The organism is Nonomuraea sp. NPDC048881 (assembly GCF_040649795.1).
Lineage (GTDB): Bacteria > Actinomycetota > Actinomycetes > Streptosporangiales > Streptosporangiaceae > Nonomuraea.
In genome coordinates this window covers 37,760-51,077 of record NZ_JBEZGC010000019.1, presented here as the reverse complement: position 1 = coordinate 51,077, position 13,318 = coordinate 37,760, and the positions used below count along the sequence as shown (strand labels likewise).

The 13,318-nt window shown below is 70.9% G+C and carries 14 protein-coding genes; 12 read left to right on the top strand and 2 right to left on the bottom strand.

Going from position 1 to position 13,318, the window contains the following annotated elements; translation table 11 throughout:
* Positions 1-16: 16 nt before the first annotated feature.
* From AB0C33_RS41570 to truB, 4 genes are read left to right on the top strand one after another with little or no spacing between them, the layout of a single operon-like run.
* Complete coding sequence (locus AB0C33_RS41570; RefSeq protein WP_352320823.1) at positions 17-313, top strand: DUF503 domain-containing protein; 297 nt, start codon at positions 17-19, stop codon at positions 311-313.
* 39 nt (positions 314-352) lie between these two features.
* The gene (gene rbfA, locus AB0C33_RS41565) at positions 353-793 is read left to right on the top strand and encodes a 30S ribosome-binding factor RbfA (RefSeq protein WP_358298430.1); all 441 of its coding nucleotides are present in this window, start codon (positions 353-355) and stop codon (positions 791-793) included.
* Positions 790-1,827 (top strand): bifunctional oligoribonuclease/PAP phosphatase NrnA, encoded by a 1,038-nt coding sequence (locus tag AB0C33_RS41560; RefSeq protein WP_358298428.1) that lies wholly within the window; start codon positions 790-792, stop codon positions 1,825-1,827. The genes rbfA and AB0C33_RS41560 overlap by 4 nt, the downstream gene beginning before the upstream one ends.
* Complete coding sequence (gene truB / locus AB0C33_RS41555; protein WP_358298426.1) at positions 1,809-2,681, top strand: tRNA pseudouridine(55) synthase TruB; 873 nt, start codon at positions 1,809-1,811, stop codon at positions 2,679-2,681. Before AB0C33_RS41560 ends, truB begins: the two co-directional genes overlap by 19 nt.
* 55 nt (positions 2,682-2,736) lie before the next feature.
* Here truB and AB0C33_RS41550 read toward each other — a convergent pair whose 3' ends face one another.
* On the bottom strand, positions 2,737-3,756 hold the full coding sequence (locus AB0C33_RS41550) for an SAM-dependent methyltransferase (RefSeq protein WP_358298424.1): 1,020 nt from the start codon (positions 3,754-3,756) through the stop codon (positions 2,737-2,739).
* A gap of 102 nt (positions 3,757-3,858) precedes the next feature.
* Between AB0C33_RS41550 and AB0C33_RS41545 the strand changes: the two genes are divergently transcribed.
* From AB0C33_RS41545 to AB0C33_RS41510, 8 genes are all read left to right on the top strand, one after another.
* Positions 3,859-4,785 carry a bifunctional riboflavin kinase/FAD synthetase gene (locus AB0C33_RS41545; protein ID WP_358298422.1) on the top strand — a complete coding sequence of 309 codons (927 nt, stop codon included), beginning with the start codon at positions 3,859-3,861 and terminating at the stop codon, positions 4,783-4,785.
* A gap of 190 nt (positions 4,786-4,975) precedes the next feature.
* Positions 4,976-5,245, top strand: coding sequence for a 30S ribosomal protein S15 (gene rpsO, locus AB0C33_RS41540; protein WP_090945762.1), 270 nt, complete (start codon positions 4,976-4,978; stop codon positions 5,243-5,245).
* Between the two features lie 395 nt (positions 5,246-5,640).
* Positions 5,641-7,977: a polyribonucleotide nucleotidyltransferase gene (locus AB0C33_RS41535; RefSeq protein ID WP_358298420.1), complete on the top strand. Its 2,337-nt coding sequence runs from the start codon at positions 5,641-5,643 to the stop codon at positions 7,975-7,977.
* Between the two features lie 46 nt (positions 7,978-8,023).
* On the top strand, positions 8,024-9,331 hold the full coding sequence (locus tag AB0C33_RS41530; RefSeq protein WP_358298418.1) for a pitrilysin family protein: 1,308 nt from the start codon (positions 8,024-8,026) through the stop codon (positions 9,329-9,331).
* 114 nt (positions 9,332-9,445) lie between these two features.
* On the top strand, positions 9,446-10,183 hold the full coding sequence (dapB, locus tag AB0C33_RS41525) for a 4-hydroxy-tetrahydrodipicolinate reductase (RefSeq protein ID WP_357988077.1): 738 nt from the start codon (positions 9,446-9,448) through the stop codon (positions 10,181-10,183).
* Positions 10,184-10,329: 146 nt separating this feature from the next.
* A complete protein-coding gene (locus AB0C33_RS41520; RefSeq protein ID WP_358298416.1) occupies positions 10,330-10,803 on the top strand; it encodes a GNAT family N-acetyltransferase in 474 nt (157 codons plus the stop codon).
* A gap of 9 nt (positions 10,804-10,812) precedes the next feature.
* On the top strand, positions 10,813-11,475 hold the full coding sequence (locus AB0C33_RS41515; protein ID WP_358298414.1) for a TenA family protein: 663 nt from the start codon (positions 10,813-10,815) through the stop codon (positions 11,473-11,475).
* Positions 11,466-13,001, top strand: a complete 1,536-nt coding sequence (locus AB0C33_RS41510) for a helix-turn-helix domain-containing protein (RefSeq protein ID WP_358298413.1) — start codon at positions 11,466-11,468, stop codon at positions 12,999-13,001. Before AB0C33_RS41515 ends, AB0C33_RS41510 begins: the two co-directional genes overlap by 10 nt.
* Here AB0C33_RS41510 and AB0C33_RS41505 read toward each other — a convergent pair.
* Positions 12,988-13,224, bottom strand: coding sequence for a glutaredoxin domain-containing protein (locus tag AB0C33_RS41505; RefSeq protein ID WP_358298411.1), 237 nt, complete (start codon positions 13,222-13,224; stop codon positions 12,988-12,990). The two genes, AB0C33_RS41510 and AB0C33_RS41505, sit on opposite strands and share 14 nt — an antisense overlap.
* Positions 13,225-13,318 lie beyond the last annotated feature (94 nt).

The window sequence follows — 13,318 nt, the reverse complement described above, 5'->3', positions numbered from 1 at the left end:
GCGGTGGTTTCACACGATGTATGTGGGTGCTCTGACCCTGGACATCCTGCTCGGCGACGTGCGTTCGCTGAAGCAGAAGCGCTCTGTCGTCCGGCCTCTGATCGCCGAGCTGCAGCGACGTTATCCGTCCATCGCGGTGGCCGAGACCGGCCATCTTGACCTGCATCGCAGGTGCGAGGTGGGCGTCGCGGTGATCTCCGCCTCCGCGGGTAACTGCAAAGAGGTGATGGACGCCTGCGAGCGGATGGTGGCCTTCCGCCCTGAGATCGAGTTGCTGTCAGCCAGACAGCGCCTCTACAACGACGAAGATTGAACGACAGCACGGCCAGGTCGTGCGTGAGGGGGAGCGAACATGGTGGATGCCGCACGAGCGAGCAAGCTCGCCGACCGCATCCAGCAGATCGTCGCCGAGATGCTGGAGCGCCGGATCAAGGACCCGCGCCTGGGCTTCGTCACCGTGACCGACACGCGGATCACGGCTGACCTGCGTGACGCGACGGTGTTCTACACAGTGTTCGGCTCCGACGCGGAGCGGTCCGACACCGCGGCCGCCCTGGAGAGTGCCAAGGGCATCATCCGCGCCGAGGTGGGCCGCCAGACCGGCGTGCGCTTCACCCCGACGCTGACGTTCCGGCACGACCCGCTGCCCGACAGCGCCCGCCAGCTCGACGACCTGATCAACGCCGCCAGGGCGCGGGACGCCGAGGTGGCGCGCCGGGCCGAGGGCGCGGCCTACGCCGGCGAGGCCGACCCCTACAAGAAGCCCGATGAGGGTGAGGACGACCAGGCGTGACGTCGCACGTGCGCGCCCGAGCCGAGCAGCCCTCCCAGGAGGCCACGGACATCCCCGAGGCCGCCTGGGAGCGCGCGGTCCAGCTCATCGGCCAGGTCGACGAGGTCGCCCTGGCCTGTCACGTGTCGCCCGACGGCGACGCGCTCGGCTCGATGCTGGCCGTCGGTTACGTGCTGCGCTCGATCGGCAAGCGGGTCGTGGCCTCCTTCGGTGACCAGTACTTCGCGGTCCCGCGGATCCTGCGGTTCCTGCCGGGGCAGGAGATGTTGTGCCCGCCGGCCGACTATCCCGAGGCCCCGGCGTTGATGATCACCTTCGACTCCTCCACGTTCGAGCGGCTGGGCCTGCTCAGCCCCAACGCGGCCAGGGCGGAGGAGGTCATCGTGATCGACCACCACCCGTCCAACGCCGGGTTCGGCACGCACAGCCTCATCGACCCGCGGGCGGCGGCCACGGCCATGCTGGCCGAGCAGCTCATCTACCGGCTCGGCGGCAGCCTCGACCGGGACATCGCCACCTGCCTGTACACCGGCCTGGTGACCGACACGGGCTCCTTCCGCTACGCCTCGACCACGCCGGCCGTGCACCGGATGGCGTCCCGGCTGGTGGCCACGGGCCTGCACACCGACGAGATCGCCCGCGAGCTGTGGGACCGCTCGCCGTTCGGCTACCTCAAGGTTCTGGCCAGGGCGCTCGACCGGGTGAAGTTGGAGGGCTCGATGGTCTGGACGTACGTGCCGCGGGTCGACCGGGCCGCGTACGGGCTGCCGTACTCGGAGATCGAGGGCATGATCGACATCGTCCGCCGTACCGACGAGGCCGAGATCGCGGTCGTGCTCAAGGAGGACGACCACGGCGACTGGCAGGTGTCGACCAGGTCCAAGGGCGGGGTCGACGTGGCGGCCGTGTGCGCCGCGCTGGGCGGCGGCGGGCATCACAACGCGGCCGGGTTCACCTCCTACGACAGCGTGGAGGAGACCATGGCCAAGTTCAGACGAGAGCTGGGGAAGGCTGGATGGCCGAGAGCGGTCTGATCATCGTCGACAAGCCGGGCGAGTGGACCTCGCACGACGTGGTGGCCAAGATGCGGCGCATCGCGGGCACCCGCCGCGTCGGGCACGCCGGCACGCTCGACCCGATGGCCACGGGCGTGCTGGTGATCGGGGTGGAGAAGGCGACCCGGCTGCTCGGGCACCTGGCGCTGACCGAGAAGGTCTACGAGGCCACGATCCGGCTGGGCGTGTCGACCAACACCGACGACGCCGAGGGCGAGACCGTGGCCACGGCGTCGGCGGCGGAGGTGGGCGCGGCCGAGGTGCACAAGGGCGTCGAGGCGCTCACCGGCGCCATCATGCAGGTGCCGCCGCAGGTCAGCGCCATCAAGGTCAACGGGCAGCGGGCGTACAAGATGGCCCGCGCGGGCGAGGAGGTCGCGCTCGCGGCCCGGCCCGTCACCGTGTACGGCTTCGACGTGCTCGACATCAGGGCCGCCGGCGACGTCGTGGACGTCGACGCGGTCGTCACCTGCTCCAGCGGCACCTACATCCGGGCCCTGGCCCGGGACCTGGGGGCCGCGCTCGGCGTCGGCGGCCACCTGACGAGCCTGCGCCGGACCCGGGTCGGCCCCTACGACCTGTCGCTGGCCCGCAGCATCGACCAGCTCGCCGAGGAGTGCGTGGTGCTGCCCATCGGCGAGGCGGTGTCGGCGGCGTTCCCGCGCCGGGACGTGACCGCCGAGGAGGCGCGCGTGATCGGCCACGGCGGCCGGCTGCCCGCGGCCGGGCTCGGGGCCGGGCCGATCGGCGTGTTCGGGCCGGAGGGCGAGCTGCTGGCGCTGGTGGAGGAGCAGGGCCGGATCGCCAAGCCCCTGGCCGTGTTCGCGGGCTGAGCCGCGGCCTTCGCTCGTCGGGCGGGTTGACGGGCTGAGCCGCGGCCTTCGCTTGTCAGGCGGGTTTGCGGGCGACCAGGATGTCGCGGACGATCGCCTGGTCGACCCAGTGCTCGAAGTCGGGGTAGTCCATGACCTCCAGGCCCGCGCCGGCGAGGATCGCGGCCAGCTCGGCGCTCTTGCCGCCGTAGGTGTTCCAGGAGATGCCCATCGCGCCGCCGGGGCGCAGCAGCTCGGCCCAGACCGGCACGGCCTGCCGCAGCAGCTCCAGCGGGCTGCGGGACAGGCCGCCGCCGCCCTTGCTGCCGTGCTGGACGCCGTAGGGGGCGTCGGTCACGACGACGTCGAACGTGCGGGGCTTGAAGAACTCGCGGCTCTTGAGCGTGTCGGCGTTGACCACGGCCAGCTGCTGCACGTCGCCCGCCTTGACGGCCTCCTTCGACAGCCCGAACGTGACGTTGAGCCGCCGCCCCACCAGCGCCCGCGCCCGCCGCACCGGCACGGTCTCGGCGGTGTGCTTGAGCCGCTTGTTGCGCAGCCAGGTCTTGATGAACGTCGTGTACGCCTCGAAGTCCTTGCCGTCGACGTCGAGGCCGTAGGCGTCGTAGCCGTACATGAGGGCCTGGTTGAGGGTGGTGCCGCGGCCGCACATCGGGTCGAACACCGACAACCTGCCGGACATGGGCCGGTCGGAGGCGAGCACGGTGACGTTGAGCAGCAGCTTGGTGAAGTGCTCGTTGGTCTTGCCGGCGTATTTCTGGATGGTCAGCAGGTCGCTGCTCAGCCGGTCGAGGGGGCGCATGGCCAGCGGGCGCAGCAGGTCGCCCTCGACGCCGAAGACCGCGTAGACGGAGGACAGGTTGGACAGCAGCGCGACGTCGGGCTCGGAGAGCGGCTCGGCGGTCTCGAACGTGATGTACGGGACGCCGCCGATGGTGGTCTCCGCGCTGTCCAGCACGGTGTTCTCGATGGCGTGGTCGCTGAAGACGGCCAGCTCGCCCCTGGTCAGACGTGGGGAGCTCTCGCCGTAGACCCGGTTGAAGGCGGGCAGGATCAGGAGCGCGTATCGAGGCATGATGGCTCATCCTACTTGCGGGAATACCGCGCTCCGCCCCTCGATTGGAGGTGAGCGGGAGGTGCATGGCAGGCTTGTGTCGGATTGATCTGCCACGAACGAATGGGGCCTAGCGTGCGGGGTTCGAGAAGGTCTGTGGTGACCATCGGCGTGTACGACGGGGTCCATCGCGGGCATCGCAAGGTGATCGAGCGGACGGTCGAGCTGGCCCGCGAGCGGGGGGCGCGCAGCGTGGCGGTCACGTTCGAGCCGCATCCCGACGAGGTGGTGCGGCCGGGCACCCGGCGGGCGCGGCTGACCACGCTCAAGCGGCGCGCCGAGCTGCTGGCCGAGCTGGGCATCGACGACGTCGAGGTGGTGGAGTTCACCCTCGACCTGTCCAGGACGAGCCCCGACGACTTCGCCCAGGGCGTGCTGAGCGAGCGCCTCGGGGCGGCGGTGGTCGTGGTGGGTGCGGACTTCACGTTCGGGCACCACGCCGCCGGCGACGTCGAGACGCTGCGCACGCTGGGCGACAAGTACGACTTCGAGGTCGAGGTGGTGCCCCTGCTCGACGGCGTCTCCTCGACCTCCGCGCGCGAGCTGATCGTCGCCGGTGACGTCGAGGGGGCCGCGGCCGAGCTGGGCCGTCCCCATCGGGTGGAGGGCGTGGTGGTGCGCGGCTACCAGCGGGGGCGGCAGCTCGGCTTCCCGACCGCCAACGTCGAGACGCCGCAGCAGACGGCCATCCCGGCCGACGGGGTCTACGCGGGGTGGCTGGAGTGCGTCCCGGTGGCCAACCTGCCCGCGCCGTACGAGGGCGAGCGGTGGCCGGCGGCGATCTCGGTGGGCACGAACCCGACGTTCGAGGGCGTGCCGCGTACCGTGGAGGCGTACGCGCTCGACCGTGACGACCTGGAGCTCTACGGGGTGCACGTGGCGGTGGAGTTCGCCGCCCGGCTGAGGGGCAACACCCGCTTCGAGTCGATCGAGGCGCTGATCGACCAGATCCACGCCGACGTCGACGCCGCCCGCCGCATCACGTCGTGACACCGGCGGCGGCGGGCGCGGAACGTTCGCGGGCGCGAGACGCTTGACTCCGATGGTAACCTTGCATGTCGGCTCTGTAACGGTGGCGCTGCTGCGCTGCCCATGACGGCCTTCACGCGGCGACTGTAGGCACGCACGGTCGTTCGCACTCTCATCTCATTCGCGCGTGTCCGTAGATCGAAGGAGAGCCGTGTCCCTCGACACCGCTGCCAAGAAGACCATCATCAGTGAGTACGCGACGGCCGAAGGCGACACCGGTTCGCCCGAGGTGCAGATCGCGCTGCTCAGCAAGCGCATCAGCGAGCTCACCGAGCACCTGAAGACGCACAAGCACGACCACCACAGCCGTCGTGGCCTGCTTCTGCTCGTCGGTCGCCGGCGTCGTCTGCTGAAGTACCTGCAGAAGGTCGACATCCAGCGTTACCGTTCGCTCATCGAGCGACTCGGTCTGCGCCGATAGCATGAAAGGGAGCGGCGCCCGGCGCCGCTCCCTTCTCATATGGCTCCGCCCATGTGGGTAGGAGCACACACGACCGGCGCGTCGTGGCGGCGAGCCGCCGCGCCGTCGGCGTACAACTGAATATCCGAGACACACAGCCCCCGCGTCCGATTCAGCACCATGCGACCCGCGACGCCTGCGGGCCGGTCCTCGGTAGTGGCTTCCGGTACGAACGACCGGGCGCTTCGATCGAAGACCGGCGCTGCACCTTCTATGGGGGACACGCTGACGGATCGCCGCCACCGTGCCACCGGGCACGACGGATTGGCGGCCGTCCGACGAGCGGGTCCCTTCATAGGCACGAGGGTGCCGGTGAGAAAAGAGGGCGCGGGTGACCGACCACAAGGAGGTCCCCCGTGGAGGGTGTCCACACCGCTGAAGCCGTCATTGACAACGGCTCTTTCGGCACGCGCACGGTCCGGTTCGAGACCGGCCGTCTCGCGCGCCAGGCGGCGGGTTCCGCCGTCGCCTATCTCGACAACGACACGATGGTGCTCTCGGCCACCACCGCGTCCAAGGCTCCCAAGGAGAACTTCGACTTCTTCCCGCTCACGGTCGACGTCGAGGAGCGCATGTACGCCGCGGGCCGCATCCCCGGCTCGTTCTTCCGCCGTGAGGGCCGTCCGTCCGAGGACGCGATCCTGACCTGCCGCCTGATCGACCGGCCGCTGCGCCCGTCGTTCGTCAAGGGCCTGCGCAACGAGATCCAGGTCGTCGCCACGGTCATGGCGCTCAACCCCGACCACCTCTACGACGTGGTCGCCATCAACGCCGCCTCGCTGTCCACGCAGCTCGCCGGGCTGCCGTTCTCCGGCCCGATCGGCGGCGTGCGGGTCGCGCTGATCGAGGGCCAGTGGGTGGCCTTCCCGACGCACCCCGAGCTGGAGCGGGCCACGTTCGACATGGTCGTGGCGGGCCGCCTGCTCGACGACGGCGACGTCGCGATCATGATGGTCGAGGCCGAGTCCACCAAGGACACGCTCAAGCTGGTCGCCGACGGCGCGGTCGCGCCGACCGAGGAGACCGTCGCGCAGGGCCTTGAGGCCGCCAAGCCGTTCATCAAGGTGCTGTGCGAGGCGCAGTCCCGCATCGCGCAGGTCGCCGCCAAGGAGACCGCCGAGTACCCGGTCTTCCTCGACTACCAGGACGACGTCTACAACGCGGTCGAGGCCGCGATCAAGACCGAGCTGGCCGCCGCGCTGACCATCGCCGGCAAGCAGGAGCGCGAGACCGAACTCGACAAGGTCAAGGCGCTGGCCGCCGAGCGGCTGCTGCCCGAGTTCGAGGGGCGCGAGAAGGAGATCTCCGCCGCGTTCCGCTCGGTGATGAAGAAGCTCATGCGCGAGCGGGTCGTCAAGGAGGGCGTCCGCATCGACGGCCGCGGCACCAAGGACATCCGCGCCCTGTCGGCCGAGGTCCACGTGGTGCCCCGGGTGCACGGCTCGGCCCTGTTCGAGCGCGGCGAGACCCAGATCCTGGGCATCACCACGCTGAACATGCTGCGCATGGAGCAGAACATCGACACGCTCAACCCCGAGCGGACCAAGCGCTACATGCACAACTACAACTTCCCGCCGTACTCCACCGGTGAGACGGGCCGCGTGGGCTCGCCCAAGCGCCGCGAGATCGGTCACGGCGCGCTGGCCGAGCGGGCGCTCATCCCGGTGCTGCCCTCGCGCGAGGAGTTCCCGTACGCCATCCGCCAGGTCTCCGAGGCCCTCGGCTCCAACGGCTCCACCTCGATGGGCTCGGTCTGCGCGTCCACGATGGCGCTGCTGGACGCCGGTGTGCCGCTCAGGGAGATGGTCGCCGGCATCGCGATGGGCCTGATCAGCGAGGGCGGCAGCTACGTCACGCTGACCGACATCCTCGGCGCCGAGGACGCCATGGGCGACATGGACTTCAAGGTCGCCGGCACCAAGGACGTCATCACCGCCCTGCAGCTCGACACCAAGCTCGACGGCATCCCCGCCTCCGTGCTGGCCGCCGCGCTGAAGCAGGCCAAGGGCGCCCGCCTGGCGATCCTCGACGTGATGCAGGAGGCGATCGACTCCCCGGCGGAGATGAACCCGACCGCGCCGCGCATCATCACGATCAAGGTCCCGGTCGACAAGATCGGCGAGGTCATCGGCCCGAAGGGCAAGATGATCAACCAGATCCAGGACGACACGGGCGCCGAGATCACCATCGAGGACGACGGCACGATCTACATCGGCGCCACCGACGGCCCCTCCGCCGAGGCGGCCCGTTCGGCGATCAACGGCATCGCGAACCCGCACATGCCCGAGGTCGGCGAGCGTTACCTGGGCACGGTCGTCAAGATCGCGGCCTTCGGCGCGTTCGTCTCGCTCATGCCCGGCAAGGACGGCCTGCTGCACGTCTCCCAGATCCGCAAGCTGCACGGCGGCAAGCGCATCGAGAACGTCGAGGACGTCATGGGCGTCGGCGAGAAGATCCAGGTCGAGATCGCCGAGATCGACGGCCGGGGCAAGCTCTCCCTCGTGCCCGTCGAGGTCATCGAGAAGGAGGCCGCCGAGAAGGAGGCCAAGGCCGCGGCCGGCGCCGAGGACGGCGAGGCTCCCGCGCCCGAGGCCGACTCCGCCGCCGCCGAGGACAAGCCGGAGCGGCCCCGCCGCACCCGGACCCGCGTGCGCACCAGCCGCCCCAACGAGGGCGACGACCGCAACTCGTGACCGGGCAACCACAGTTCTCGGCACCCCCGAAGCAGGAGGCCTCGTGATGACCACCACGCTGCACCCCGGCAAGGACGGAGCCGGGGTCGTCAGGCGCACCGTCCTGCCGGGCGGGCTCCGTGTGGTGACCGAGACCATGCCGACCGTGCGTAGCGTCGCGGTCGGCATGTGGGTCGGCATCGGCTCGCGTGACGAGGCCCCCGAGCACATGGGGGCCACCCACTTCCTCGAACACCTGCTGTTCAAGGGCACGCCCACGCGGGACGCGATGGAGATCTCGGCCTCCATCGAGGGCATCGGCGGCGAGATCAACGCCTTCACCGCCAAGGAGTACACCTGCTACTACGCGCGGGTCCTCGACGAGGACCTGCCCGTGGCGGTCGACGTGCTCGCCGACGTGGTGACCAGCTCGCTGATCACCGAGGAGGACGTCGAGTCCGAGCGCGGGGTGATCCTGGAAGAGATCGCCATGCACGACGACGACCCGTCCGACGTGGTGCACGAGCAGTTCGCCGCCGCGCTCTACGGTGACTCGCCGATCGGCCGGCCCATCCTGGGCACGGTCGACTCGATCAACGCCCTGGGCCAGGAGCGCATCGCCGAGTACTACCACCGGTACTACCGGCCGCGTACGACGGTGGTGTCGGTGGCGGGGAACGTGCGGCACGAGGAGGTCGTCGAGCTGGTCGCCCGCGCGTACGAGCGGGCGGGCGCGCTGGAGGGCCCCTACGAGTTCGCCCCGCCGCGCACCAGCGGTCCGGGCGCCGAGACCCGTTCCGGGGTCAGGGTGCTGGACCGGCCGACCGAGCAGGCCAACCTGGTGCTCGGCACGACCGGCATGTCCCGCACCGACGACCGCAGGTTCGCGCTCGGCGTGCTCAACGCCGCGCTGGGCGGCGGCATGTCCTCCCGGCTCTTCCAGGAGATCAGGGAGAAGCGCGGGCTGGCCTACTCGGCCTACAGCTACACCTCGGCCTACGCCGACACCGGGCAGTTCGGGATCTACGTGGGCTGCCTGCCCTCGAAGATCGACGACGTGCTCAAGATCTGCCGCGACGAGGTGTCCCGGGTGGTGGCCGAAGGCATCACCGCCGACGAGATCATGCGCGGCAAGGGGCAGATGCGCGGCGGGCTGGTGCTCGGGCTGGAGGACACCGGGTCGCGCATGTCGCGGATCGGGAAGAACGAGCTGGTCTACGACGAGCTGATGTCGGTCGACGAGGTGCTGGCCCGGATCGAGGCGGTCACCCCCGACGAGATCGGGGAGGTCGCCCGTGACGTCCTGAACCGGCCGCTCACGCTGGCCGTCATCGGGCCGTACGGGGACAAGGACTTCTCGGAGGCCATCGCCTGACCGGGTTCGCCCCGGCCGGGGTCGTCTTGAAGGGGGAGAGCGGGATTCCGCTCTCCCCCTTCACGGTCCGGGGGGTGCTTGGGAGGGGGTGGCGGGCGTAATAGGGTTGGGGGCGTGATCAGGGTTGGTGTGCTGGGCGCGCGTGGTCGCGTGGGCGTCGAGGTGTGCAAGGCGGTCGAGGCTGCGGACGACCTGGAGCTGGTGGCCGCGCTCGACAAGGACGATCCCGTCGAGGGGCTCGAAGGCGCCGAGGTGGTGGTCGACTTCACCCATCCCGACGTGGTCATGGGCAACCTGGAATGGGCCATCGCCCACGGCGTGCACCCGGTGGTGGGCACCACGGGGTTCGACGCCGGCCGGCTGGAGACCGTGCGCGGGTGGCTGGAGCGTTCGCCGGGCGTCAACTGCCTGATCGCCCCCAACTTCGGCATCGCGGCGGTGCTCATGATGCACTTCGCGCAGCAGGCGGCCCGCCACTTCGAGTCCGTCGAGATCATCGAACTGCACCACCCGAACAAGGCCGACGCCCCTTCGGGCACCGCCCGGCGTACCGCTGAGCTGGTGGCCGAGGCGCGCGGCAAGGCCGGGCTCGGCGGGATGCCCGACGCCACCAGCACCGCCCTCGACGGCGCCCGCGGCGCCGACGTCGGCGGGGTGCACGTGCACGCGGTGCGCCTGTCCGGGCTGATCGCCCACCAGGAGGTGCTGCTCGGCGGCGACGGCGAGATCCTCACCATCCGGCACGACACGATGAGCAGGTCGGCGTTCACGCCGGGCGTGCTGCTGGGCGTGCGCCGGGTGCGCGAGCTGCCCGGCCTCACCGTGGGCCTGGAGCCCCTGCTAGACCTGTGACCGCTGCACGACGTGCCCATGACCGCATGTGACTGGGGTCATGGGCACGTCGTGAGGAGAGGGTCCCGGCTCCGCACAGCCGGGCCTACGATCATCAACACTAATACCAGCGGCGTGGTCCACCCGAAACATGAGACCGTGTCGTCATGGTGCGATGGGCCGACCCCGGCGAGCTGGCCGGGCTGATCTCTGTGGAACTGGCCGCCGACAAGCTGTTCGAGCAGGCCGGCATAGTCTTCCCGGCGGGCACGACGATGGTCGAGGACGTCACGGACGCGACCTCGGTGCTGGTCGAGGGCGACCCGCCGGCCGGGTTCGCGCTGATCGGCCGGGTCGACGGCAACCTGCATCTCGACCAGCTCGCGGTGCACCCCGACCACATGCGGCAGGGCATCGGCGGGCGGCTGGTGGAGGCGGTGGCCGACCACGCGCGGGCGGTCGGGGCGCCGGCGGTCACGCTGACGACGTTCCGCGACGTGCCCTGGAACGCCCCCTGGTACGAGCGGCACGGCTTCGCGGTGCTGCCCGAGGCCGAGTGGGGGCCGGAGCTGCGGGCGCTGGTGGAACACGAGCGCGAGCTGGGCATCGAGGTGGCGCCGCGGGTCGTGATGCGCCGATAGCCTGGGCGGGTGAGCCGGTTTCGTGATGAGTTGTGGCAGGTCGTCGGCGGTGTGTACGACCAGATCCTGGCCCACCCGTTCCTGTCGGGGCTGACCGACGGATCCCTGCCGCGGGAGGCGTTCCGCCACTACGTGGTGCAGGAGGCGCACTTCCTGCCCGACTACGCCAGGGCGCTGGCGGCGTGCGCGGCGCGTTCGCCTGAGCCGTCCGGTGTGCAGCGCTTCGCCCGTGACGCCGCCATGACCGTCGAGGTGGAGCACAGCCTGGTGGTGGAGCTGCTGGCCGCGTTCGGGCTGGACGAGGCCGACGCGCGCAAGACGCCCGCCGGGCCCACGACGGTCGGGTACACGTCGTACCTGGTGCGCACGTGCTCGCTCGGCACGTTCCCGGAGGCGCTGGGCGCCATCGTGCCCTGTTACTGGATCTACGCCCGGGTCGGCGAGACCCTGCTCGGCCGGTCCTCTCCCGACCCGCTCTACGCCTGGTGGATCGACACCTACGGCGGCGAGGGCTACCAGGAGACCGTGGCGGGAGTGCTCGATCTGCTGGACGGGCTGGCGCCGGTCGGTGAGGAGCGGCTGCGGCTGCTCGACCGCGCGCTCACCACCGCCCGCTACGAGTGGATGTTCTGGGACGCGGCCTGGCGCCGGGAAGGCTGGCCATGCGGCTGAGGGACCTCCTCCAGGCCGGCCAGCTCGCCCTGAAGGTGCTGACCGGGCACGACCTGCTCGACCGGCGCGTACGCGGCGTCGCCACGACCGACCTGCCCGACCCGGCCATGTTCGTCAAGGCGGGCGAGCTGGTGCTCACCGAGCTGACCTGGCACACCGGCCCGGCTTCCTCGCGCGACTTCGTCGCCAAGCTCGGGGACGTGGCGGCGCTGGTCGCCGGCACCGCGCTCAAGGTGCCGCCGGCCGACCTGATCGACGCCTGCGCCGAGGCCGGGCTGCCGCTGCTCACCCTGCCGGTGGACGTGCCGTTCAGCCAGGTCACCGAGCACGTCCTGCGGGCGCTGATCGCCGAGCTGGGCACGCCGCCGCGGCCCGCGTACGCCGCCCGCAGGCGGCTGGCCAGCACCCTGGTCGACGGCGGCAGCCTCACCAAGCTCGTCACGGCGGTGGCGGGCGAGCTGGACGTGCCCTGCTGGGTGCTCTCGCCCACGGGCCGGGTGGTCGTCGGCTCCCAGCCGCTGGACGCCGCGGCCCGGCTGCGGCTGGCGCACACGTTCCTGACCGCCCGTTTCCTGCCCGGGATGGTGACGCAGAAGGACGGCACGGCGCTGTCGGTGTTCCCGGTCAGCAAGGGGGCGCCGCACCGCATCGCCAACTGGTTCCTGGCGTACGCGGGGGAGCAGGTGCAGGGCGAGAACGAGGACCTGGTCGTCGAGCTGGCCGCGCTGGTGGCGCTGGAGCGCTCGCGGCTGGAGGCGGCGCAGCGCATCGAGCGGCGGGTGCTCGATCAGCTCCTGACGCTGCTGGAGTCGGGCGACGCGGCGCTGCCCGGCGTGGTGTCGCGGCTGCACACGCTGCACGTGGAGACCGAGCACGGCCTGCTGGCCGTCGCCCTGTCGGCGCGGCTCGACGGCGGCGGCGGCGAGGTCGCCGTGCCCGTGCTGGACGAGCTGCTGCGGCCGCTGGCGCCCGGCATCGTCACGGCCACCGGCCCCGCCGAGGCGGTCGCGCTCGTCCCGCTGGCGGGCAACACGGCCGACGAGCTGACGGCCCACGTGCTCAGGGGCGCGCGCACCCTGGAGGCGGGGCTCGGTCAGGGCCGCATCACGCTCGGGGTGAGCAGCGTGACGACCGGCCCGGCGGCGCTGAGCAGCCTGATCGAGGAGGCCAGGCACGCGCTCACGCTGGCCGGCCTGAGCGGCGACCGGGTCAGCGTGATCACCGGCGACGACGTCAGCTCCCACCGCACGCTGCTGGCCGCCATCCCGGGGGAGCTGCGCCGGGCGTTCCGGTCGCGGCTGCTGGGGCGGCTGGAGTCGTACGACGCGGCCAACCAGACGGACCTGCTGGAGACGTTGCAGGCGTACCTGGAGGAGTCGGGCTCGTGGGCGGCCACGGCCGAGCGCCTGCACGTGCACGTCAACACGCTGCGCTACCGGCTGCGCCGGATCGAGGAGCTGACCGGCAGGTCGCTCAACTCCTGGGACGAGCGGGTCGACTTCATGCTGGCCCTCAGGATGCGCTGAGCCGCGCCCGCACCTCCTCCACACCCGGGTTGACCAGGGCGGAGCCGTCCGGGAAGACGACCGTGGGGATGAGCCAGGAGCCGCCGTTGAGCTCGGCGATGAGGTCGACGGCGCCGGGGGTCTCGTCCACGTCGATCTCGGTGTACGGGATGCCGGCGCGGGAGAGCAGCGCCTTGAGCCGGTGGCAGTGACCGCACCAGGGAGCGCTGTACACGGTGATCATGTATTTCCGATTCGTTAGGTGGGTTTGACTGGTGGCGCAGACGCCGAATACTCTCATGTGCCAACTGGAGTTTACCGGTAGACACTGCAGCTAG

Excerpts from the sequence above, each read along its gene's own strand:
- truB (WP_358298426.1), top strand. The coding sequence starts at position 1,809 with ATGGCCGAGAGCGGTCTGATCATCGTCGACAAGCCGGGCGAGTGGACC.
- AB0C33_RS41530 (WP_358298418.1), top strand. The coding sequence starts at position 8,024 with ATGACCACCACGCTGCACCCCGGCAAGGACGGAGCCGGGGTCGTCAGG.
- AB0C33_RS41570 (WP_352320823.1), top strand. The coding sequence starts at position 17 with ATGTATGTGGGTGCTCTGACCCTGGACATCCTGCTCGGCGACGTGCGT.
- AB0C33_RS41520 (WP_358298416.1), top strand. The coding sequence starts at position 10,330 with ATGGTGCGATGGGCCGACCCCGGCGAGCTGGCCGGGCTGATCTCTGTG.
- AB0C33_RS41545 (WP_358298422.1), top strand. The coding sequence starts at position 3,859 with ATGGGGCCTAGCGTGCGGGGTTCGAGAAGGTCTGTGGTGACCATCGGC.
- rbfA (WP_358298430.1), top strand. The coding sequence starts at position 353 with ATGGTGGATGCCGCACGAGCGAGCAAGCTCGCCGACCGCATCCAGCAG.
- AB0C33_RS41505 (WP_358298411.1), bottom strand. The coding sequence starts at position 13,224 with ATGATCACCGTGTACAGCGCTCCCTGGTGCGGTCACTGCCACCGGCTC.
- AB0C33_RS41550 (WP_358298424.1), bottom strand. The coding sequence starts at position 3,756 with ATGCCTCGATACGCGCTCCTGATCCTGCCCGCCTTCAACCGGGTCTAC.
- AB0C33_RS41510 (WP_358298413.1), top strand. The coding sequence starts at position 11,466 with ATGCGGCTGAGGGACCTCCTCCAGGCCGGCCAGCTCGCCCTGAAGGTG.